We start from the raw sequence: 21103 nt of genomic DNA, 5'->3' as shown, positions 1-21103 counted from the left end.
GCCCATGGATTCCACAACAGCTTCCCCCCGCTTTTTGCCGCGGGCGGCGGCGGCCCTTATGGCCGTCCTCCTGGCCGCTTGCTGCTTCTGCGCCGGCCTCTTCACTGCACCCTCTGCAAGGGCCGATGAGTGGCGCGACAAGGAATACTGGCTGGCAGATTCCGGCATCACCAAGGCCTGGGAAGTGTCAAAGGGCGCAGGCGTCAAGGTAGCCGTCATCGACAGTGGCATCGATGCCCAGCACCCGGACCTCAAAGGTGCGGTCGTTGGCGGCTACGACGCATCCGGCTCAGGCCGGCCCGACGGCCAAAAGAGCGTGGGCTCCAAGCCCGAACACGGCACCCTGGTAGCTACGATGCTTGCCGGCCGCGGCCATCAGCCAGCCAGCGCAAGCCCCAGCCCCAGCCCGGGACCGGCGGGTACACCCCCCGACGGCATCATGGGCGTGGCGCCGGAAGCACAGCTCCTTTCGGTCTCCACCTGGCTGGGCTCGCCCAACCCTTCGGGCAAGAGCGACCAGGACCAGATTCCCGAGGCCGTCCGGTGGGCCGTGGACAACGGCGCCAAGGTGATCAACATTTCGCTGGGCAGTACCACCCCGCAGTGGCCGCAAAGCTGGGACGCCGCCTTCCTTTACGCGGAACAGAAGGACGTGGTCATCGTTGCCGCGGCCGGCAACCGGGTAGGCGGCAACACCCAGGTAGGCGCCCCCGCCACCATCCCGGGCGTCCTGACCGTAGCCGGGCTGGACCGGAAAAACGTTGCCAGCGTGGACGCTTCCTCACAGGGGATCAGCATCGGTGTCGCCGCGCCTGCCGAAAACCTCCTGGGCGGACTCCCCGGTGGCGGCTACGCGGAGTGGGCCGGCACCTCCGGCTCCACCCCCATCGTGGCCGGCGTGGCCGCCCTGATCCGGTCCAAGTGGCCGGACATGAGTGCTGAACAGGTAATCAACAGGATCATCACCACGGCCAAGGACGCGGGAGCCCCGGGCAAGGACCCGCTGTACGGCTACGGCATCCTCAACGCCGAGGCAGCACTCAAGGCCGATGTTCCGCAGGTGTCGGTTAACCCGTTGGGCACCATCGCCGAGTGGATCCGCGTCCACAGGCGGGGAAACGCTGCTCCCGCAACTCCACTGCCAACCGCCACCCAGGCGCCCAGCGCCGCACCCACGCTGCCCGAAGCAACCGTTCCCGCTGCCAAGGCGCCGTCCCCCCGGGACAGTGCCATCGGCGCCGCCGTCGTGATCGGGTTTGCCGTCCTGTTTGTCGCGATCATCGCGGCAGCCGCCATCCAGCTTCGCAGGGCCGCCCGCAACCCTGCCCTTACCGCAGAAGAACCGGACACAGGGGCGCTGGACAAGGTGCGTTCAGCAAGGAATTCCAACGTTACAGACCGTCGCCGAAGTTAGTGAAGATTTTCACAAACTGCGCTATCCTTGAACAATGGCAACCACCCCACAGCTCCAGGACCGTCCCAGGGTACTCGTCGTCGGCGGCGGGTACGTCGGCCTGTACGTAGCACTGAAACTGCAGAAGAAGATCGCGAATGCCGGTGGCATCGTTACCGTCGTTGATCCCCTGCCCTACATGACCTACCAGCCCTTCCTCCCCGAGGTTGCCGGCGGCAACATCGAAGCCCGCCACGCAGTGGTATCCCACCGCCAGCACCTCAAGCAGACGGAACTGATCCAGGGGCGCGTCACCTCGATCGACCACGTCAACCGCAAGGCTGTTGTGGCTCCCGCCGACGGCGGCGAAAACTTTGAGGTTCCCTACTTCGACGTCGTGCTCGCGGCCGGCGCCATCACCCGCACGTTCCCCATCAAGGGCCTGGCGGACAAGGGCATCGGCCTGAAGACCATCGAGGAAGCCGTTGCGCTGCGCAACAAGCTGCTCGAGCGCATCGAGGTTGCCTCCACCATGACGGACCCTGCCGCACGCGCCCGTGCCCTCACCTTCGTGGTGGTCGGCGGCGGCTTCGCCGGCATCGAGTGCATCACCGAAATGGAAGACCTCGCCCGCGCCGCAGTGCGCAACAACCCCCGCATCAAGCAGGAGGAAGTGCGCTTCGTGCTGGTCGAGGCCATGGGCCGCATCATGCCCGAGGTCACCGCCCAGCAGGCCGACTGGGTGGTGGAACACCTGCGCAGCCGCGGCATTGAGGTCCTCCTCAACACCTCGCTGGACAGCGCCGAGGGCACCCTCAAGCTCATCAACCTTCCGGACAAGACCCCCGCCCAGGAATTCGAGGCGGACACCCTGGTGTGGACCGCCGGCGTGCAGGCCAACCCCATGGTCCGCTCCACCGACTTCCCGCTCGAGCCCCGCGGCCGCGTCCGCGTCCTGCCGGACCTGCGCATCTCCGGGGACGAAGGCATCGTGGAGAACGCCTGGGCAGCCGGCGACATCGCCGCTGTTCCGGACCTCACCGGAAAGGGCCTGCCGGACGGCACCTGCGTTCCCAACGCCCAGCACGCCCTGCGCCAGGCCAAGCGCCTTGCCAAGAACCTCTGGGCTTCCCGCTGGGACAAGCCGCTGACCGACTACAAGCACAAGAACCTTGGTGCCGTGGCCGGCTTCGGCGAATGGAAGGGCGTTGCCAACATCAACCTCCTGGGCCGCATCGGCCTTAAGGGAGCACCGGCCTGGCTGGCCCACCGCGGCTACCACGGCATGGCCATGCCCACGTTTGAGCGCAAGTTCCGCGTCATCCTGAACTGGATCATCGGCTTCTTCGCCGGCCGCGACACCACCCAGCTGATGGACCTGGACAACCCCCGCGGCGCCTTCGTCTCGGCGGCAACCCCGGCCCCCAAGCCTGCAGCGGCACCCGCAGCCGTGCCGGCCGGCTCGGGTTCCACCGCTGCCGCGGCTCCCAAGGAGACCGTGGCGGCCAACGCCAAGTAGCGCGTCCGTTCCACCACGCTTCACAGCGTACGACGGCGGCCGTCCCCTTCCCGGGGCCGGCCGCCGTCCGCGTTTCCTGCCAAGGCACCCTTGGCAGGTACCATTGACCCGGCGCCCCAGTAGCCCAATTGGCAGAGGCAGCGGACTTAAAATCCGCGTGTTGTGGGTTCGAGTCCCACCTGGGGTACAACTGGCCGGGCCGCCACAATCAGCGCCGGCCATCAGGAAGTCGCCTGCAATCGCAGGCGGCTTCCTGCGTTTAATTCCGCATAGGCAACGACTGTTATAAGGCTGTGACCTCAGTCACTTAGCTTCGCTGCTGTCTATGCATTAGCTTGAACCTAAATCAGGAATTCCTGGTCCAATTCCGGGCGCCTCGGCGCTCCATTGATCCGTTCGCGCATCGCATGGCCCTGTTTCGGAAGGCAGACAAATGTACCGAAAGAAAGTCCTCACCTCGTTGGCAGCAGCAGCCACATTCAGCATGCTGCTGTCGGCCTGTGCCAACCAGGCGGGCCCCGGCACCACCGAAAGCTCCGGTTCGTCCAGCAAGGTGAACATCCCCGCCATTTCGAAAGTGGATGTCCCCTCCGGTGCCGTCAAACCGGCCGGTGACGGCAAGGCCACCTGCCCCGCGACCACCACGTTGGCCTACGCAGGCGCGCAGACCGGTCCCAACGCCCAGCTCGGCGTCAACATCTTCAACGGCATCCAGCTGGCCATCGACCAGCACAACAAGGCCAACCCCGGCTGCCAGGTCCAGTTCAAGAAGTTCGACACCGAAGGTGACCCCAACAAGGCCACCGGCCCTGTCACCCAGCTGGTAAGCGAGCAGGACATTGTTGGCGTGGTCGGCCTGCCCTTCTCGGGTGAATCCAAGGCCACGGGCAACATCTTCGAGCAGAAGGGCCTGGTCCACATCACGCCGTCGGCCACCAATCCCACGCTTACCGAGAACGGCTGGACCACCTTCTTCCGGGGCCTCGGCAATGACGCCGTCCAGGGCCCGGCAGCGGCCAAGTTCCTCACCGGCAAGCTGGGCGCCAAGAAGGTCTACCTGGTCCAGGACGACTCCGACTACGGCATTGGCCTGGGCACCTCCACCTCCGCCGGCCTCGGCAGCGCGCTGGCCGGAACGGAAAAGGTGACCACCGGGCAGAAGGACTTCTCGGCAGTCATCTCCAAGATCATGAACGCCAAGGCTGATGCCGTGTTCTACGCCGGCTACTACGCCGAGGGTGCACCGTTCGACCAGCAGCTGGTAGGCAAGGGCTTCACCGGAACCTTCGTGGCACCGGATGGCGTGAAGGACGACCAGTTCATCAAGCAGGCAGGCGACGCCTCGAACAACGCCTACTTCACCTGCCCCTGCATCCCCGGCGAGCTCATCACCGACTTCGCCACGGCCTACAAGGACGTCTCCAAGGGAGCAGAACCCGGAACATACTCGATCGAAGGTTACGACGCCGCTACTGTCCTCCTGTCCGGCATTGACGCAGGCAAGCAAAGCCGCGCGGACCTGCTGGCCTGGGTCAAGGCCTACGACAAGGACGGCCTGAGCAAGCACTACAAGTGGGACGCCAAGGGTGAACTCCAGGCCCCGACCGTCTACGGCTACAAGGTGGAGAACGGCAAGATCGTCCCCGTCGGTCCCATCGGGGAGTAGGAGTCCAGCAGGAATCGGCTGTGGGGGCCAGCAGATGCGGCCCCCACAGCCTTTTCTTCGCTTGGCAGCATTCCACGACCAACCCAGGTCACTAGACACAAGTCCCACGGCCGGGCCCACAAGGCCGCGTGCAACTGGATCAGGACGTTCCCATGCTTTCCACTCTTGTCCCACTACTCCCGACGGAAAACGACTGGATCACCTTCGACATACCGTCCCTGGCCGAGAACTTCTGGAGTGCCACTTTTGACGGCCTCACCTTCGGAGCCATCTACGCGCTCGTAGCGCTGGGTTACACCCTGGTCTACGGCGTCCTCAACCTGATCAACTTCGCCCACTCGGAAGTGTTCATCGTCGGCTGCTACGCAGTCTTCTTCACGCTCAGCAGCCTTGGCTTTGGTCCTTCCGTTCCCCGGCTGGACATCTGGGCAATCATCCTCAACCTGCTGCTGGCACTGGTTTTGGCCATGCTTGCCTCCGCAGTGACAGCCTTCCTGCTGGAACGCATCGCCTATAAGCCGCTCCGCAAGCGGAACGCCCCGCGCCTGGTCTTCCTGATTACTGCCATCGGCGCATCCTTCACCATCCAGTACCTGATCTACCTGTGGCGCGGTCCCAGTCCTGAGCTTGCCTTGACCATGTTCCGTCCCACCCCCATCTTCGATGTGTTCGGCACCATCATTGACTCCCAGCAGCTGGTCATCATCATCGCCGCGGTGATCATGATGGTGGGCATCGACAGGTTCATCAGCAAGTCGCGCACCGGCCGCGGCATCCGCGCGGTGGCACAGGATCCTGACACCGCCACGTTGATGGGCGTCAACAAAGAGCGCATCATTATTACCACCTTCGTCATCGGAGGCCTGCTCGCAGGAGCCGCCGCCTTGTTCTACGTCATGAAGATCCCGTCCGGTGTCCAGTACAGCGGCGGATTCGTCCTTGGCATCAAGGCTTTCGCGGCCGCAGTGCTCGGCGGCATCGGCAACGTCCGCGGCGCCCTGCTGGGCGGCCTGCTGCTTGGCCTGATCGGCAACTACGGCCAGATCCTGCTGGGCAACTCTCAGTGGACCGACGTCGTGGCCTTCGTGGTGCTGGTGCTCGTGCTGCTGCTGCGGCCCGAAGGCATCCTGGGAACCTCCCTTGGAAGGAGCAAAGCATGAGTATGACGGACGGCCCCACGCCGCTGCGGACAGCGGCTGCCGAACAGGCTGCAGAGGACCGCGAAGCCTCGGCGAAAGCCCCGGGCAGGAGCGCGCTCCGGCAGCAGGGGAAACGGAAACCCGGCTACTTCTCCGACCGGTGGCAGGCCTTGTCCCGCCAGCAACAGTGGGCATTCCTGATAGTCGTCGTGGTCCTGGCCTACCTGCTGCCGCTGATCAATCCGCCCATCATCACCACCGAACCCGGCAACAACTTCGCCCTTGCCTGCTTCGACATGGCACGCTTTGCGCTGATCGCGGTGGGACTCAATATCGTGGTGGGGTACGCCGGCCTGCTGGACCTGGGGTACGTTGCCTTCTTCGCGGTGGGTTCGTACGTTGCCGCCATGCTGACCAGCCCGGATTCGCCGTACCTGCACATTCCCTACCTGTGGACGCTTCCGGTGGCCATGGCGGTCACCATGTTCTTCGGCGTCATGCTGGGCGTGCCCACCCTCCGGCTCAGGGGCGACTATCTCGCCATCGTGACGCTCGGCTTCGGCGAGATCATCCGCATCCTCGCCACCATCATCCCGGCCATGAAGGGCCAGGTGGGCTTCCAGAACGTGGGCCACCCGCCCGGCGACGGGGCTGACGGCCAGCCGATCTTCTCCAACTCAAACGGCGTCCCCTGGTACTGGCTGACCCTGACCATCATCATCATCGTCACCCTGCTGGTGGGCAACCTGGAACGCAGCCGGGTGGGCCGCGCCTGGATCGCCATCCGCGAAGATGAGGACGCCGCGGAAATCATGGGTGTTCCCACCTTCAAATACAAGGTGTGGGCCTTCGCCATCGGTGCTGCCGTCGGCGGCCTTTCCGGCGCCCTGTTCGCCGGCCAGGTGGGGTTCGTCAACAACCAGAAGTTCGACGTCACCACGTCCATCCTGTTCCTCGCCGCGGTCGTGCTGGGTGGCGCCGGCAACAAGGTGGGGGCCATTCTCGGCGGAGCCCTGGTCAGCTACATCCCGCTCAGGTTCACTGCCATTGCCGAGTACAAATACCTGATCTTCGGCATTGCGCTGGTGCTGATCATGATCTTCCGTTCGCAAGGTCTGCTCCCGGCCCGGCAGCGACTGCTTGCCTACGGCCGGACGGCCTTGAACAAGGTCACCAGCCGCGACGCCACGGAACCCAAAGACACGGACACTCCGGCGTCGGGCCCCGATACCCGCACCGCCGGGCAGAGAGGAGCGGAGGCATGAGCTCCGAGGAAAGGCACGCAGGCTCCAGCAGCGTGGAAGAGCAACCGGCACATGAGGCCGCCGCCGCAACCCAGGAAAGCCCCGCGGCCCCTGTCGCGCCGGAACTGGACATGGATGCCCTGGCCGAGGCCGGGGTGGACCAGGAACTGGCCGAAAAGGTGGCTCCGGACCGCGATATCGCGGTCAAGGTGGGCGACAACATCGTCGAGGTGCAGAACCTGACCATCAAGTTCGGTGGCCTCGTGGCGCTGGACAACGTCAGCTTCAACATCAAGCGTGGCGAGATCCTGGGGCTCATTGGACCCAACGGCGCAGGCAAGACCACCTGCTTCAACGCGATGACCGGTGTTTACAAGCCCACCAGCGGGAAAGTGGTTTTGGAGGGCCAGGTCCTGAACGGCATCAAGCAGCACAAGATCACGCGCCTGGGCCTGTCGCGCACGTTCCAGAACATCCGCCTGTTCGGCGAAATGACGGCCCTGGAGAACGTGGTGGTGGGCCTGGACGCACGGCACCGGACCAGCGTAGGCGGGGCACTGCTGCGCCTGCCCACCCACATCCGGGAGGAAAAGTCGGCCATCGAACGCGGCATGGCCCTGCTGGACTTCGTGGGTATCGGCAGCCATGCTCATGTGCTGTCCCGGCAACTCCCGTACGGCTACCAGCGCCGGCTCGAAATCGCGCGTGCGCTGGCCACCGACCCAAAGGTGCTGTGCCTTGACGAGCCTGCGGCCGGGTTCAACCCGGCTGAGAAAGAGGAGCTGATGGCGCTGATCCGCACCATCAGGGATGAGGGCTACACGGTGCTGCTGATTGAGCACGACATGAAGCTGGTGATGGGCGTGACAGACCGGATCGTGGTGCTGGAGTTTGGGAAGAAGATCGCGGACGGACTGCCGCGCGAGATCCGCGAGGATCCCCGCGTTATTGCCGCCTACCTAGGAGAGCCCGAAGATGACGTTGCTTGAACTTGAGGGCGTATCCGTCCACTATGGCCGCATCCAGGCCTTGCGGGACATTTCCTTCACCGTGGAGGAAGGTGAAGTGGTGGCGCTGATCGGTGCCAACGGCGCAGGCAAGACCACCACCATGCGGACCATTTCCGGCCTGCTGAACTGCACGGAAGGCAAGATCACCTTCGCCGGCCAGGACATCACCAAGATGAAGGCCCACATCCGGGTGGTCCACGGGATTTCGCAGGCCCCCGAGGGGCGCGGCATTTTCCCGGGCATGACCGTCATGGAGAACCTGGACATGGGAACCTTTGGGCGCAAGGACAGGAGCGGCGTTGCGAAGGACCTGGACCGCGTCTTCGACCTGTTTCCCCGGTTGAAGGAGCGGGAGAAGCAGTTCGGCGGCACGATGTCCGGCGGTGAGCAGCAGATGCTGGCGATCGGACGGGCCCTGATGTCCAATCCGAAGCTGCTGCTGCTGGACGAGCCGTCCATGGGCCTGGCACCGCAGTTCATCCGCCAGATCTTCAAGATCATCAAGGAAATCAACAACCAGGGCACCACTGTCCTCATGGTGGAGCAGAACGCCAACCAGGCACTGGCCGGGGCGCACCGCGCCTTCGTGCTGGAAACGGGGGAGATCACCCGCAGCGGCACAGGCAAGGAGCTGCTGGAGGACCCTTCCGTCAAGGAGGCCTACCTGGGCGTGGGATAGTTCCGCTGCAGGGGCCCGGTGCGTGCAGGGACGCAACGGTCACGGTTCGGTTGCAACCGGGCCCCTGGGGAACTTTCCGGGCCGCCGCCACGTGGGAATTGGTAGCGTAACCAAACCATCACCCACACCCACATGGAGGAACACCGCAATGGCACTTGGCGGCAACCCGATCTTCAACGGAAAGAGTTTCCGTGGAGCCACCCAGGCACCGCCTGTCCCGCAGGCTCCTTATGGCGCTCCCTACGGCCAGCAGCCGTACGGGCAGTCGCCGTATGGCCAGCAGTCGTACGGCCAGGCTCCCTCCGGCCAGGGCTGGGGCGCGCAGTCCCAGAACATGACCGACGAACAGCTGCGGCAGATGTACGCCCAGCCCTCCGCCGGTCCCGCAGACACCGGCCGCATGACGTTTGACGACGTCATCATGAAGACCGCTGCCTGCCTCGCGGCCGTGATTGCCGGCGCCGCAGTCACCCTTGTGGTGGCACAGGGCCTGGCCTCGCTGCTGATGATCGTCGGTGCCCTGGGCGGCTTCGTGCTGGCTCTGGTCAACACGTTCAAGAAGCAGCCGTCGCCCGCGCTGATCCTGGCCTACGCAGCCCTCGAGGGCCTGTTCCTTGGCGGCCTGACCCGGATCCTCGACGGCATGTTCCCCGGTGTTGGCCTGCAGGCCGTGATCGGCACGCTGTCCGTCTTCGCCGTGACCCTGGTCCTCTTCAAGAGCGGCAAGGTCCGGGCCACGCCCCGCGCCATGCGGTTCTTCATGATCGCCCTTATTGGCTACGCCGTGTTCGCGCTGATCAACATGGTCATGATGTGGACAGGCGCCGTGCAGAGCCCGTTCGGCCTGCGCACCAGTTTTGAAATCTTCGGCATCCCGCTGGGCGTCTTCATCGGCCTGCTGGCCATCGGACTTGCTGCCTTCTCGCTCATCATGGACTTCACCAGCATCGAGGCGGGCGTCCGCAGCGGCGCCCCGCAGCGCTTCTCCTGGACGGCTGCCTTTGGCCTCACCGTCACGCTGGTCTGGCTGTACGTGGAAATCATCCGCCTGCTGGCCATCCTCCGCGGCGACGACTAGGCACCCAGGCAGCTTCCGCCGTCGTACGTTAAGCAGCGTGGGCCCCACCAATTGGTGGGGCCCACGCCCGTTAAAGGCGTTGTGCCGCCGCCACGTGATTAGGAGATCCGTTTCGCTCCGGCGGCAGGGGAGACGGTGAAGATCTCCGGTGCCGCAAAGCCGGCGCCGGCGAAAGCCTTCACGACGGCGTCACGCACCTTTTGTTCGGCGTCCACGGGGGTCAGCGCAATGGCTGCTCCGCCGAACCCGCCGCCCGTCATGCGCGCGCCGATGGCCCCATTGGCCCGGGAGGTGTCCACGGCCAGGTCCAGTTCGGGGCACGAGATTTCGAAATCGTCGCGCATGGAGGCGTGGCTGGCATCCAGCAGGGGGCCGATGGCGCTGGGGCCGGGGCCGCCCAGCAGCTCCACGGTCTGGAGCACCCGGTCATTCTCGGTGACCACGTGCCGCACCCGCCGGAACGTCACCTCATCCAACAGGCCGCTGGCCTCCTCAAGATCGGCCACCTCGACGTCGCGCAGCGCCTTGACGCCCAGTACCTCGGCGCCCAGCTCGCAGGATGCGCGGCGTGAGGCGTAGCCTCCATCGGAGTGCGAGTGCGACACCTTCGTGTCGATCACCAGGAGCACCAGGCCCGCGGGCTGGGTTTCGAAGGGCACCAGGCTTGCCGTCTGGTCCCGGCAGTCCAGGAAGACCGCGTGGCCCTCTGAACCACGCAGCGACGCGGACTGGTCCATGATGCCCGTGGGCGCACCGACAAAGTCGTTTTCCGCCCGCTGGGTGGCCAGCACCATGTCCTGGGCAGAAAGACCGGCCCCGGTGAGGTCATTGAGTGCGGTAATGACCGCGCATTCAATGGCGTGCGACGACGAGAGGCCGGCACCGAGCGGCACGTTGGAATCCAGGAGCAGGTCCAGTCCGGGGACGCCGATGCCCCGCTCCCGGAGTGCCCACATGACGCCCAGGGGGTACTTCGTCCAGCCCTTGGCTGTGCCGGGGCGCAATGAATCGAGGGTGGTGCTGACTACGCCCTGGTCACCATAGGTTGAGAGCAGCCGCACGGTGGAGTCCTGGCGGACGGCGACGGCCACGCGGGCCGTGCGGTCGATGGCGAAGGGGAGGACAAAGCCCTCGTTGTAGTCGGTGTGTTCGCCGATGAGGTTCACCCGCCCCGGGGCCTGCCATACGCCGTCGGGCGCGCTGCCGAACTCCTGCCCGAAGCGGGCGCTGAGGTCTGCACGGGCGGCAGGTGCGTTGCCAACCTGGTCCTGTTCCTGCATGCTCACGCGGAGGCTCCTTCCGGGGTGGCGGCCATGGCGGCAGCAGGCGTGGACGACGGCGGGACCACCACAGTGCGCAGGCGTTCCGCCACGTTTTCGGGGGTGGTGTCGTTGATGAAGGCCCCCATGGCTGCCTCGGACCCGGCCAGGTACTTCAGCTTATCGGCGGCCCGGCGCGGGGAGGTCAGCTGGAGGTGGAGGTAGCCGGCCGGCCGGAGGACGTCGTCCAGCGGCGCCTGGTGCCAGGCGGAGATGTAGGGCGTGGGTGTGGGATACAGCGCATCCACCCGCTTGAGCAGGTCCAGGTAGACCTGCGCCAGCTCATCTTTTTCCTCCCCGCCCAATGCGGAAAGGTCGGGTACATGGCGGTGTGGTACGAGGTGGATTTCCAGCGGCCAGCGGGCTGCGAAGGGCACGTAGGCACTGAAGTGCTTTCCTTCAAGCACCATCCTGCTACCGTCTTCCCGCTCGGCGCGCAGCAGTGAGCCGGTCAGGGTGTCCCTGCCGTCTTTGGCGTCGTAGTACTTCCTGGCCGCGGCGCCCAGGACCCCTGCGCGGGGCGTGACGTACGGGTAAGCGTAGATCTGGCCATGGGGGTGGTGCAGCGTCACGCCGATATCAGCCCCGCGGTTTTCGAACGGAAAGACCTGCTTGATGCCGTCCAAAGCGCTGAGGGCAGCAGTACGCTGCGACCACGCTTCGATCACCGTGCGGGAGCGCTCGGGTGTCAGTCCGCTGAAGGACCCCGTGTGTTCCGGGGTGAAGGACACCACTTCGCAGCGGCCGTAGGCAGGGCCTTTCGTTCCCCATGAGGGGTCCCCAGGTACCGGTCCCAGGGCCGGTCCGAGGGAGGGGAAGCGGTTTTCGAAGACCACAACGTCGTAATCGGCGGCAGGAATTTCGGAAGCGTTGCCGGGCGTGGTGGGACAGATGGGGCACTGGTCTGCCGGCGGCAGGTGGGTACGGGCCTGGCGGTGCGCGGCGATGGCCACCCATTCATCCGTCAACGCATCGAAGCGGACCTCGCCCGGTTCGCCCCGCGGCGGCAGCCCCCGGCGGTCTGTGGTGAGGTGCTCTGCGCGCGAGGCCCGGGTGCCGGCGTCGTCGAAGTAGATCAGCTCCCGGCCATCCGAGAGTGTGGTGCTGGTAATCCCTGTCATGCAAAAAGTCTCGCACAAACGATCAAGGATGAATAGTTAACAACAAAATCTAACAGTGCGGCATATGCGAAGACCCAGGCGGGCCGTTGTACGGTTATGCCCATGACAGCCTCTTCCGAACAGGGAATCACCGCACCTTCCGCAGGCGCCCGGCCTTGCGCCACCGGCCGGCAGTACGAGCTGCGGCGCGGCGATGCCGTGGCCGTAGTCACCGAACTCGCCGCAGGACTCCGCTCCTTCAGCCGGGAAGGGGTCCTGCTGACCGAGACCTACGGCGATGATGAGATCGCCCCCGGCGGTGCCGGCATTACGCTGGCGCCCTGGGCCAACAGGGTGGAGGACGGGCAGTGGCTCCTGGACGGCAGGAAGCAGCAGCTGGACATCACGGAGGTGTCCCGCAACAACGCCAGCCACGGCCTGCTCCGCAACACAGGCTACGCCCTGGTGGGGGAGTCCCCGCACGCCGTCGCCCTGGAGGCGGCCGTCTTCCCGCAGCACGGCTACCCGTTCCTGGTACGGCACCGCGTGGAGTACCAGCTTTCGGCAGACCTGGGACTGCACGTCCGGCAAACCCTCACCAACGATTCCGCTGCGGCTGCACCCTTCGTGCTGGGCGCGCACCCCTACCTGCGCCTTGGTGACGCCCCGGTGGAGGAACTGCGGCTGACCGTTGCCGCCAATACCCGGCTGGTGGCAGATGAGCGTTTGATCCCGCGTGGTTCGGCCCCGGTGGACGGGGACGTCGACTTCCGTTCCGGCCGGCACGTTGCGAACATCGCCGTGGACGTTGCCCTGACGGACCTGCAGTATGAAGATGGGAAGGCCCGGCATACCCTGGCCGCAGCCGACGGCAGCGCGGTGTCCCTCTGGCAGGATGAAGCCTGCAGCTATGTCCACGTCTATGTGAGCACGCTGTACCCGGGCAGGACCCGCGCGGTGGCCGTGGAGCCCATGACGGGGCCGGCCAATGCCTTCAACTCCGGCGACGGGCTTCGATGGTTGCCCCCGGGAGAGTCTTTCAGCATGGAATGGGGTATCGACTACACGCCGGGCGGGGTGGGCCGGTAGTTTGCCCGAGCCGTAGTTTGCTTTGGGCCGCTGCTGCGGAAGTATGGGGATATGACGCCTAAAGAGGACGACGTTACACTTGCCCATCCAGCGCCCGCCCATGCGGCACCGGCGGCCGCCGCGGCCCCGCCCCTGAGGGTCCTGGCAGACCGTGAACTGGACAGGGACATTCCCTACGGAATCCGCATCGCAGCGTCGTGGTCATGGCGCCTGGGCCTGATCCTCCTGATGGCCGGGACGCTGGTGTGGCTGCTCAGCCACATCACCCTCCTGATCATCCCCATCATGGTGGCCGCCCTCCTCGCCGGACTCCTCAGCCCGGTGACAGCCTGGCTGAAGAAGCGGGGACTGCCGGCGGGCCTGGCGGTAGCGGTAACCATCCTTGGTTTCATCGGCGTCATTGTCGGGGCGCTGGCCCTGGTGGGGCGGCAGCTGGTTGTTGGCTTCAGCGAACTCTATTCGCAGGCACTCGAAGGCGTCCGGCAGGTCCAGGACTGGCTGTCCGCAGGTCCGCTGCACCTCACCGCAGACCAGATCGACCAGTACATCAAGGAAGCCACCGATGCGGTGCAGAACAACAGCAGCAGCATCGTCAGCGGAGCCCTCTCCGTCGGCAGCACCGCCGGCCACTTCGCAGCCGGAATGCTCCTCTCGCTGTTCATCCTCATCTTCTTCCTCCTGGAAGGAGACCGGATCTGGGCGTTCCTGGTCCGGATGCTTCCGCGCAAGGCCAGGGCCGCCACGTTCGGCGCAGGCCACAAGGGCTGGGCATCCATGGTCAGCTATGCGCGCATCCAGATGTTCGTAGCGGCAGTCGACGCCCTCGGCATCGGCGTGGGTGCAGCCATCATCGGCGTCCCGCTTGCGCTGCCCCTCGGTGTCCTGGTGTTCCTTGGCTCATTCATCCCGGTGGTGGGTGCCCTGGTGACCGGCGTCGTCGCCGTCCTCCTGGCACTGGTGGCCAACGGCCCCGTCAACGCCCTCATCATGCTGGCAATCGTCCTCCTGGTCCAGCAGCTTGAGGGCCACATCCTGCAGCCGCTGGTGATGGGCAAGGCGGTATCGCTCCACCCGGTGGCCGTGATCCTCAGCGTTGCCGCCGGCTCCTACCTTGCCGGTATCCCCGGGGCGCTGTTCTCCGTGCCCATCCTGGCCGTAGCAAACTCGGCCGTTCGCTACATCGCCGCCAGAACGTGGGAACATGAACAGGTGCCGGTAATTGCCGGGAAGCCCATCACAGCCGGAGCGGGCGGGGACAACACCATCCAGGACGTTGAACCGCCTTCTGCATCCGACGCGGGGAGGGACGCGGCGGCCGGCACTGCAGCCGAACCCCGTGATGCCCGCACCTCTTCCATGGAGGGCCCCGGGGCAGAACCCAGAGGAGAGTAGTCCGTGAAGATCCTTGAAACCCTTCCCGTCACACTGGACGATGTCCTTGAGGCGCAGAAGCTGCTTGACGGGATTATCGCGCGCACTCCCGTGGAGTCATCGCGGGCCCTCGGAGGCATGGTAGGCGGCGACGTCTACTTCAAATGCGAAAACCTGCAGCGCGCCGGCTCGTTCAAGGTCCGTGGTGCCTATGTCCGGATGGCTCGGCTCTCACCCGACGAAAAGAAGCGCGGCGTGGTGGCGGCATCGGCCGGCAACCATGCCCAAGGCGTCGCAGTGGCTGCCAAAAGCCTAGGCATCAAAGCCCGTATCTACATGCCCCTGGGCGTCGCACTGCCCAAGCTCGCCGCCACCCGGAGCCACGGAGCCGAAGTCATACTGCACGGGCACAACGTGGACGAGGCGCTCGCCGAAGCCCAGCGCTACAGCAACGAAACCGGCATGGTCTTCGTGCATCCGTTCGACAACGTGGACGTGGTGGCGGGGCAGGGGACCGTGGGCCTGGAGATCCTGGAGCAGGTCCCGCACGTGGACACCGTCCTCATGGGCGTAGGCGGCGGGGGCCTCCTTGCAGGGGTCGCCGTGGCCATCAAGGCCCGCGCCCGCGAACTTGGCCGGGACATCCGGATCATCGGCGTCCAGGCGGAGAACGCGGCGGCCTACCCGCCCTCGCTGGCCGCAGATGCGCTGGTGCCGCTCAAGAAGGTGTCCACCATGGCGGACGGCATCGCCGTGGGGCGGCCCGGACAGCTGCCCTTCAGCATCATCCGGGAACTGGTGGACGATGTGGTCACGGTCAGCGAGGACTCCCTGGCCCGCGCCCTGATCTTCCTGCTGGAACGGGCAAAGATGGTGGTGGAACCCGCCGGCGCAGTGGGGGTCGCGGCCCTCATGGACGGCAAGATCGAGAACCCTGGCACCACGGTGGCTGTGCTCTCCGGCGGCAATATCGACCCCATGCTGATGCTCAAGGTCATCCAGCGCGGCCTCTCCGCCGCGGGCCGGTACATGACGGTCCGCATGATGCTTGACGATCGACCCGGCTCGCTGGCCACCATCGCCCGCATCATCGCCGAAAACGACGCGAACGTCACCGGCCTTGACCACACCAGGGTGGGGGGTTCCATCAGCATGGGTGACGTCTCCATCACCGTGAACCTGGAAACCAAGGGACACCAGCACGGGGAGCAGGTCCTCAGCGCCCTGCGTGCCGAGGGCTTCCAGCCGATCGTGGTGCATTAGGAGCGGCCATGGCCGGACTGGGTAACGGATTTCCGGGTAACGGGCGCAGCCCCGAGCGGCAGACCATCGCGTCCCGCGCGAAGGGCGGGCTGGTGGTGCTGGGTGGTTTCCTGGTCCTGCTGTTCGCCATCGAAGTAGTCAACACGCTGATGATGGGCGCCCTCACCCGGACGTTCGGCCTGCGCCCCAGGAGCCCCGACGGGCTGCTGGACATCTTTACCTTCCCGCTCCTGCATGCAAACCTGAACCATCTCCTGTCCAACAGTTTGCCCCTGGTGATCTTCGGCTTCCTGGTGTTCCTCTCCGGGCTGCGCGTCTTCCTCACCGCCCTGGCTTTCAGCTGGCTGGGCAGCGGCCTGACGGTTTGGCTCATCGGGAACGGTGTCACGGTGGGTGCTTCCGGCCTGGTGTTCGGGCTTTTCGCTTTCCTGCTGGTGCGTGGGTTCTTCAACCGCAGCTGGCGGCAGATCCTGCTCGCCGTTGTTCTCTTCATGGGCTACGGCAGCATTCTGCTCGGCGCCCTGCCGTTCGTGGCCGGCTACATCAGCTGGCAGGCACACCTTGGCGGTGCGGCCGGAGGGGTGGTGGCCGCCCTGCTGCTTCGTCCGCGCAGCCCGGCAATTGCGCGGGGACTCTGATGGAAGGTCCCGCCGGTGGCCTGCATCCATAAGAAATGAAAGAAGAGCGGCCGCCGTCCCGATGGGGGACGGCCGCCGCTCTTCTGCTGTAAAGGCTTCCTGCTTTCCCGCCCGTCTTGCGCGGGGCAGGGTTCAGGGCTAGCCCGTGTAGGGCTTGGCGGAGAGGATCTCCACCTTGATGTCCTTGCCGTTGGGCGCGACGTAGCTGAGGGTCTCGCCCTCCTTGTGGCCCAGGATGGCTGAACCCAGGGGCGACTTCTCGCTGAAGACATCCAGGTCCGAGTCGCCGGCGATTTCGCGCGACCCCAGCAGGAAGGTCTCCTCGTCACCGGCGATCCTGGCGACCACGATCATGCCGGGTTCCACGATGCCGTCATCGGCAGGTGCTTCACCCACATGGGCATCGCGGAGCAGTACCGTCAGCTGGCGGATGCGGGCTTCGATCTTGCCCTGCTCCTCCTTGGCCGCGTGGTAGCCCCCGTTCTCCTTGAGGTCCCCCTCTTGCCGCGCTGCTTCAATCTTCTGGACGATCTCCGCCCGGCCTGCGCCGGAAAGGTGGTCCAGCTCTGCCTTCAGGCGGTCAAAAGCTTCCTGGGTCAGCCAGGCTGCAGATGCGCTGTTGGTGGTAGACACGGACTTCTCCTCTAGTGGTCCTACATGCAAAAGACCCCGCCACGGTGGCCACTTGTGGAACAGTAACCAGCTCAGCGGGGTAAAGGTATCTCTCCATTGTAGTCAATCCTCTGGAGATAACCCAACAGGGAAGCGTCGCAGATCACATGCGTTATGACTCTGCGCCGGGGATCCAGCAGCTGTCCACCACGCCGGACACCGACGCCGACTCCGTGCGCAAGGTGACGCGCTGGGCCACTGTCCTGCCGCCGTCGGGAGTTCCATCTGCCGCTGTTGGCGGAATGTCCACCACTTTCCAGCCCACCACGGCAAATTTGGAATCAAGGGCCTTCACGGCGCACTTGACCGGGTTCCCCGGTTCACGGGTGACCTGGAAGTCAACCTCGGCGAGCGTGGCATCGGTGGTGCTGTAGCCCACGTCCTTGTACGTCACGCCGGAAAGCGAGTTGGAGGTAGTGACCCAGGCCAGGAACCCGATTCCCACGGCCATCGCGGCGGCGATGGCAGCGCGGGCGGCCTTGGGGGAGAGCCGGCGCTTTTTAGCACCATAGCGATTGGCTAGGCTAGAGTCTGCGGGCGCGGGTTGGGCCGGCTGGTCCGGGGAAGTCACCAGACCAGTTTAGTGCCCTTTCCGCCGCCGCCTGGCGGGGGTTCCAACTGCCGGGCAATTGCCCCGCGATCATCATCCGTAAGCTGCCACCAGCCGCAGAAAAAGAATTAGGAGCCGTCCCTTCCATGACAGCGTCCAGCAACTCCCAGGTGCCGCTCCGGCTGCTCGCGGTCCACGCCCACCCGGATGACGAATCCAGCAAGGGCGCTGCGACCATGGCGATGTACGCTGCCGCCGGCGTGGACGTCCTGGTGGCAACCTGCACGGACGGGTCCCGGGGCGACATCCAGAACCCCGCCGTCGAAGGTGAACCGCACCCCAAGCGCGACATGGCCGGCGCCCGCCGGCTCGAGATGCAGCGGGCCGCTGCCATCCTGGGCATCCGCCAGAGGTGGCTCGGCTTTGTCGATTCGGGCCTTCCCGAAGGCGACCCGCTCCCGCCGCTCCCCGCCGGCTCCTTCGCCACCCTGCCACTGCACCAGGCGGCAGCACCCTTGGTCCGGCTGGTCCGTTCCTTCAAGCCGCACGTCATCCTCAGCTATGACGAGAACGGCGGGTACCCGCACCCGGACCACATCATGGCGCACAAAGTAGCTGTTGAAGCGTTCGAGGCCGCCGGCGATCCCAGCCGCTATCCGGACGCGGGGGAAGCGTGGGAACCCAGCAAGCTCTACTACGACCGCGCCTTCAGCCCCGAGCGGTTCCGCGCGCTGCACTTTGCCTTGGAAGAAGCCGGGCTGCAGTCGCCCTACGCTGAACGCCTGGCAGCCTGGCTGGAGTCCGACGCCGAGGGGCACACCCCGCCGCCGGCGGCGCACCCCACCACCACGCAGATCGATTGCGGCGACTTCTTTGAAACGCGCGACGACGCGCTGCGCTCCCACCGCACGCAGGTGGACCCCCTCGGGTTCTTCTTCGCCGTTTCCCCGGATATGCAGCGCCGCGTCTGGCCGTGGGAGGACTATTCCCTGATCCACTCGCGGGTGCACTCGGAGCTCCCCGAAAAGGACCTGTTTTCAGGGCTAAGATAGACAGGCAGGCTATTTCTATCCCGCGTAGAAGATGGGCCTGACGGCCGCTTCCGTCCGCTGCCTGCTGCATCCGTTCCACCAGAAGGTATCCACCGTGCATTCTCTGCTCCTCACCCTGGCCACCACACCGACCCCGATGCCCACCCCCACGCTTCGGGACGGCATCTCCGAGGACCAGGTGACACCGGGCCTGCTGGGGTTCATCATGACGGCCTTCTTTGTGGTGGCAACCGCCCTGCTCATTGTCGATATGGTGCGACGGATCCGCAGGGTGCGCTACCGCGCCCAGGTGGAGGAAGAGCGCATGGCTGCGGCAGCTGCGGCCGACGTTGACGCCGCGGATGCCCAGGACGGGCTCGACGACGGCACGCACCCGGCTGCCAATCCTTCTGCGCAGGACTCGAACGGAAGCGGCCCGGCGGACGGGCTTTCGCGCCCGCGCGAGTAGGCGTATGCCTGAGGGCGTGCAGTCCCTAGGAGAGGACCGCCAGCGCGATCGCCACGAAATGGGCGGCGAAGGCGAACACCGTGAGTGCGTGGAACAGTTCGTGGAAGCCGAAGTGGTAGTAGCTGAAATTGGGCTTCTTCAGGGCGTAGAAAACAGCGCCAGTGATATAGAGGACGCCGCCCATGCAGATCAGCACGGCCGCGGGGACGCTTGCCTGGAAGAACTGCGGCAGGTAGAAGAGGGCGCCGCAGCCCAGCGCGATGTAGATGGGCACGTAAAGCCAGCGGGGCGCGTCAGTCCACAGCAGCCGGAACAGCACGCCGAGGATGGCCCCGGTCCAGATCACCCATAAGAGCACCACTGCCTGCTGGCGTTCCAGGAGTGTCCATGCCAGCGGTGTGTAGGTGCCGGCGATCACCAGCATGATATTGGTGTGGTCCAGCCGTTTCAGGACGAGTTTCACCCGCGGTGACCAATTGCCGCGGTGGTAAACGGCACTGACTCCGAACAGCAGGACGCCGGTGGCGGCGTAGACGGCAGAGGTGATCCTGCGGTCCGTGGTGGGGGCAAGGGCCACCAGGATGATGCCGGCAGCCAGGGCCAGCGGTGCCGTGACCGTGTGAATCCAGCCCCGCCATTTCGGTTTGATCATCAGCAGTTCCGCCAGGCGGACGGCGGCATCATCCACGGCGTTGGATTCCGGTTCCGCGCCGGCGTTCGGGTCCTCCGGCTGGGGTGCCGGGGAGGCCTTGGGGGAGTCGCTGTTCATGCCACCAGAGTAACTTACGGCCGGGTAAGTTACTCATCGGTAACATGCTGGGCGGACTGTTGCCCCGTGCTGCAGGTCCCGGAGTTCCGCGGGCGGTAGCCTAGGATGTGGATGTACGTACGGCAGGAAAGTCAGGTGAGTGGACGCGTGGAGTTGCCCGGGTTCCTCTATGGCTATTACGAGCGCCGGCTGCTCAAGGACCTTCCGCGGGACCGCATTCCCCGCCACATCGGCGTCATGGTGGACGGCAACCGCCGCTGGGCCAAACAGTTCAATGCACCCACCAGCCAGGGCCACCAGGCCGGCGCTGACAAGATCCACGAATTCCTCGGCTGGTGCCAGGAGCTCGGCGTCAAAGTGGTGACGCTCTACATGCTGTCCACGGACAACATGAACCGATCCAGCGAGGAACTCGACCTCCTGATGGGCATCATCGCCAACACCCTGGACCGGCTGGACGAGGACGCCAACATTTCTGTCCATGCCATGGGTGCTCCTGAACTGCTTCCCGACTACCTGGCAGAGCGGCTCAACAAGCTCACGGCCAGGACCCCCGTCCGGGAGAAGATCCACGTCAACGTTGCGGTGGGGTACGGGGGCCGCCGGGAGATCGTTGACGCCGTTAGGGAACTGCTGCATGACGCCGTCGCCAAGGGCATGGACATCTCCAAACTTGCCGATGACTTGTGCGTCGATGACATCTCACGCTTCCTTTACACCCGCGGCCAGCCGGACCCCGACCTGGTGATCAGGACGTCGGGGGAGCAGCGGCTTTCAGGCTTCCTCATGTGGCAGAGCGCCTACAGCGAGTTCTACTTCTGCGAGGCACTGTGGCCGGCCTTCCGCAAGGTGGATTTCCTCCGCGCCCTGCGCGATTACGCGGGCCGGCAACGCCGCTTTGGTACCTGAAACCCCCGGTTCACCACGAGTTCATACATCCGCCGGAGAAATCGCCGCCAAATAGTTGCGGAAATCACCTGCAGTGGATTTACGTTATATCCATCAGCAGGCAAAACCGCCGGCTGATCGGGGAGGCCAGTACATGGAGCGAAACATCGCACCGGTTGTATGGGAGGCCGGATCCGGCCTCGTGGCCGAGCCGCC

Annotated in this window: 20 protein-coding genes and 1 tRNA gene; 16 read left to right on the top strand and 5 right to left on the bottom strand. The window is 65.4% G+C overall.

All coding sequences use genetic code 11. The annotated features are described in order from the left end of the window. Nucleotides 1-4: 4 nt before the first annotated feature. The 9 genes from FBY30_RS00555 (at nt 5) to FBY30_RS00515 (ending at nt 9728) form a co-directional block, all read left to right on the top strand. Nucleotides 5-1414, top strand: a complete 1410-nt coding sequence (locus FBY30_RS00555; protein WP_142130691.1) for a S8 family serine peptidase — start codon at nt 5-7, stop codon at nt 1412-1414. Between the two features lie 34 nt (nt 1415-1448). Next, nucleotides 1449-2912, top strand: coding sequence for an NAD(P)/FAD-dependent oxidoreductase (locus tag FBY30_RS00550; protein ID WP_142130690.1), 1464 nt, complete (start codon nt 1449-1451; stop codon nt 2910-2912). A gap of 113 nt (nt 2913-3025) precedes the next feature. Continuing rightward, a tRNA-Leu gene (locus FBY30_RS00545) sits at nt 3026-3099 on the top strand. 246 nt (nt 3100-3345) lie between these two features. Next, nucleotides 3346-4578, top strand: coding sequence for a branched-chain amino acid ABC transporter substrate-binding protein (locus tag FBY30_RS00540; protein ID WP_142130689.1), 1233 nt, complete (start codon nt 3346-3348; stop codon nt 4576-4578). Nucleotides 4579-4730: 152 nt separating this feature from the next. After that, entirely contained in the window at nt 4731-5738 is a 1008-nt protein-coding gene (locus FBY30_RS00535) for a branched-chain amino acid ABC transporter permease (protein ID WP_142130688.1), read from the top strand. Continuing rightward, a complete protein-coding gene (locus tag FBY30_RS00530) occupies nt 5735-6982 on the top strand; it encodes a branched-chain amino acid ABC transporter permease (protein ID WP_142130687.1) in 1248 nt (415 codons plus the stop codon). Before FBY30_RS00535 ends, FBY30_RS00530 begins: the two co-directional genes overlap by 4 nt. Continuing rightward, nucleotides 6979-7950, top strand: coding sequence for an ABC transporter ATP-binding protein (locus FBY30_RS00525; protein ID WP_142130686.1), 972 nt, complete (start codon nt 6979-6981; stop codon nt 7948-7950). Before FBY30_RS00530 ends, FBY30_RS00525 begins: the two co-directional genes overlap by 4 nt. Continuing rightward, nucleotides 7937-8650: an ABC transporter ATP-binding protein gene (locus FBY30_RS00520; RefSeq protein ID WP_142130685.1), complete on the top strand. Its 714-nt coding sequence runs from the start codon at nt 7937-7939 to the stop codon at nt 8648-8650. The genes FBY30_RS00525 and FBY30_RS00520 overlap by 14 nt, the downstream gene beginning before the upstream one ends. A gap of 148 nt (nt 8651-8798) precedes the next feature. Further along, the gene (locus FBY30_RS00515) at nt 8799-9728 is read left to right on the top strand and encodes a Bax inhibitor-1/YccA family protein (protein ID WP_142130684.1); all 930 of its coding nucleotides are present in this window, start codon (nt 8799-8801) and stop codon (nt 9726-9728) included. A gap of 98 nt (nt 9729-9826) precedes the next feature. Here the strand turns inward: FBY30_RS00515 and galK are convergent, their stop codons facing one another. After that, entirely contained in the window at nt 9827-11008 is a 1182-nt protein-coding gene (gene galK, locus FBY30_RS00510; RefSeq protein ID WP_142134774.1) for a galactokinase, read from the bottom strand. A gap of 2 nt (nt 11009-11010) precedes the next feature. Continuing rightward, complete coding sequence (gene galT / locus FBY30_RS00505) at nt 11011-12168, bottom strand: galactose-1-phosphate uridylyltransferase (RefSeq protein WP_142130683.1); 1158 nt, start codon at nt 12166-12168, stop codon at nt 11011-11013. A gap of 102 nt (nt 12169-12270) precedes the next feature. Between galT and FBY30_RS00500 the strand changes: the two genes are divergently transcribed. From FBY30_RS00500 to FBY30_RS00485, 4 genes are read left to right on the top strand one after another with little or no spacing between them, the layout of a single operon-like run. Further along, nucleotides 12271-13236, top strand: a complete 966-nt coding sequence (locus FBY30_RS00500) for an aldose 1-epimerase family protein (protein WP_142130682.1) — start codon at nt 12271-12273, stop codon at nt 13234-13236. 51 nt (nt 13237-13287) lie between these two features. Next, nucleotides 13288-14628, top strand: coding sequence for an AI-2E family transporter (locus FBY30_RS00495; RefSeq protein ID WP_200830603.1), 1341 nt, complete (start codon nt 13288-13290; stop codon nt 14626-14628). 3 nt (nt 14629-14631) lie between these two features. After that, nucleotides 14632-15870, top strand: a complete 1239-nt coding sequence (ilvA, locus tag FBY30_RS00490) for a threonine ammonia-lyase (protein ID WP_142130681.1) — start codon at nt 14632-14634, stop codon at nt 15868-15870. An 8-nt stretch (nt 15871-15878) separates the two neighbouring features. Next, nucleotides 15879-16508, top strand: a complete 630-nt coding sequence (locus tag FBY30_RS00485) for a rhomboid family intramembrane serine protease (protein WP_142130680.1) — start codon at nt 15879-15881, stop codon at nt 16506-16508. Nucleotides 16509-16646: 138 nt separating this feature from the next. On the opposite strand, the gene greA is transcribed toward FBY30_RS00485, so the two are convergent. After that, entirely contained in the window at nt 16647-17141 is a 495-nt protein-coding gene (gene greA / locus FBY30_RS00480; protein ID WP_142130679.1) for a transcription elongation factor GreA, read from the bottom strand. A gap of 151 nt (nt 17142-17292) precedes the next feature. After that, nucleotides 17293-17751, bottom strand: coding sequence for a DUF4307 domain-containing protein (locus FBY30_RS00475; protein ID WP_142130678.1), 459 nt, complete (start codon nt 17749-17751; stop codon nt 17293-17295). A gap of 125 nt (nt 17752-17876) precedes the next feature. On the opposite strand from FBY30_RS00475, the gene mca reads away from it, so the two are divergent. Together mca and FBY30_RS00465 are read left to right on the top strand one after the other, a co-directional pair. Next, nucleotides 17877-18782, top strand: coding sequence for a mycothiol conjugate amidase Mca (mca, locus tag FBY30_RS00470; protein WP_142130677.1), 906 nt, complete (start codon nt 17877-17879; stop codon nt 18780-18782). 94 nt (nt 18783-18876) lie between these two features. Then, complete coding sequence (locus FBY30_RS00465; protein ID WP_142130676.1) at nt 18877-19230, top strand: hypothetical protein; 354 nt, start codon at nt 18877-18879, stop codon at nt 19228-19230. A gap of 25 nt (nt 19231-19255) precedes the next feature. On the opposite strand, the gene trhA is transcribed toward FBY30_RS00465, so the two are convergent. Next, entirely contained in the window at nt 19256-19999 is a 744-nt protein-coding gene (trhA, locus tag FBY30_RS00460) for a PAQR family membrane homeostasis protein TrhA (protein WP_442858267.1), read from the bottom strand. 147 nt (nt 20000-20146) lie between these two features. On the opposite strand from trhA, the gene FBY30_RS00455 reads away from it, so the two are divergent. After that, nucleotides 20147-20908, top strand: a complete 762-nt coding sequence (locus FBY30_RS00455; RefSeq protein ID WP_142074003.1) for an isoprenyl transferase — start codon at nt 20147-20149, stop codon at nt 20906-20908. Nucleotides 20909-21103: the final 195 nt, after the last annotated feature.

The sequence above is a fragment of the Arthrobacter sp. SLBN-83 genome, assembly GCF_006715285.1.
Taxonomy (GTDB): domain Bacteria; phylum Actinomycetota; class Actinomycetes; order Actinomycetales; family Micrococcaceae; genus Arthrobacter.
Note: the sequence above shows the minus strand (reverse complement) of the source record. Positions and strands in the feature narration are given on the sequence as shown.

Excerpts from the sequence above, each read along its gene's own strand:
- FBY30_RS00555 (WP_142130691.1), top strand. The coding sequence starts at position 5 with ATGGATTCCACAACAGCTTCCCCCCGCTTTTTGCCGCGGGCGGCGGCG.
- FBY30_RS00550 (WP_142130690.1), top strand. The coding sequence starts at position 1,449 with ATGGCAACCACCCCACAGCTCCAGGACCGTCCCAGGGTACTCGTCGTC.
- FBY30_RS00540 (WP_142130689.1), top strand. The coding sequence starts at position 3,346 with ATGTACCGAAAGAAAGTCCTCACCTCGTTGGCAGCAGCAGCCACATTC.
- FBY30_RS00535 (WP_142130688.1), top strand. The coding sequence starts at position 4,731 with ATGCTTTCCACTCTTGTCCCACTACTCCCGACGGAAAACGACTGGATC.
- FBY30_RS00530 (WP_142130687.1), top strand. The coding sequence starts at position 5,735 with ATGAGTATGACGGACGGCCCCACGCCGCTGCGGACAGCGGCTGCCGAA.
- FBY30_RS00525 (WP_142130686.1), top strand. The coding sequence starts at position 6,979 with ATGAGCTCCGAGGAAAGGCACGCAGGCTCCAGCAGCGTGGAAGAGCAA.
- FBY30_RS00520 (WP_142130685.1), top strand. The coding sequence starts at position 7,937 with ATGACGTTGCTTGAACTTGAGGGCGTATCCGTCCACTATGGCCGCATC.
- FBY30_RS00515 (WP_142130684.1), top strand. The coding sequence starts at position 8,799 with ATGGCACTTGGCGGCAACCCGATCTTCAACGGAAAGAGTTTCCGTGGA.
- galK (WP_142134774.1), bottom strand. The coding sequence starts at position 11,008 with ATGCAGGAACAGGACCAGGTTGGCAACGCACCTGCCGCCCGTGCAGAC.
- galT (WP_142130683.1), bottom strand. The coding sequence starts at position 12,168 with ATGACAGGGATTACCAGCACCACACTCTCGGATGGCCGGGAGCTGATC.
- FBY30_RS00500 (WP_142130682.1), top strand. The coding sequence starts at position 12,271 with ATGACAGCCTCTTCCGAACAGGGAATCACCGCACCTTCCGCAGGCGCC.
- FBY30_RS00495 (WP_200830603.1), top strand. The coding sequence starts at position 13,288 with ATGACGCCTAAAGAGGACGACGTTACACTTGCCCATCCAGCGCCCGCC.
- FBY30_RS00485 (WP_142130680.1), top strand. The coding sequence starts at position 15,879 with ATGGCCGGACTGGGTAACGGATTTCCGGGTAACGGGCGCAGCCCCGAG.
- mca (WP_142130677.1), top strand. The coding sequence starts at position 17,877 with ATGACAGCGTCCAGCAACTCCCAGGTGCCGCTCCGGCTGCTCGCGGTC.
- trhA (WP_442858267.1), bottom strand. The coding sequence starts at position 19,999 with ATGAACAGCGACTCCCCCAAGGCCTCCCCGGCACCCCAGCCGGAGGAC.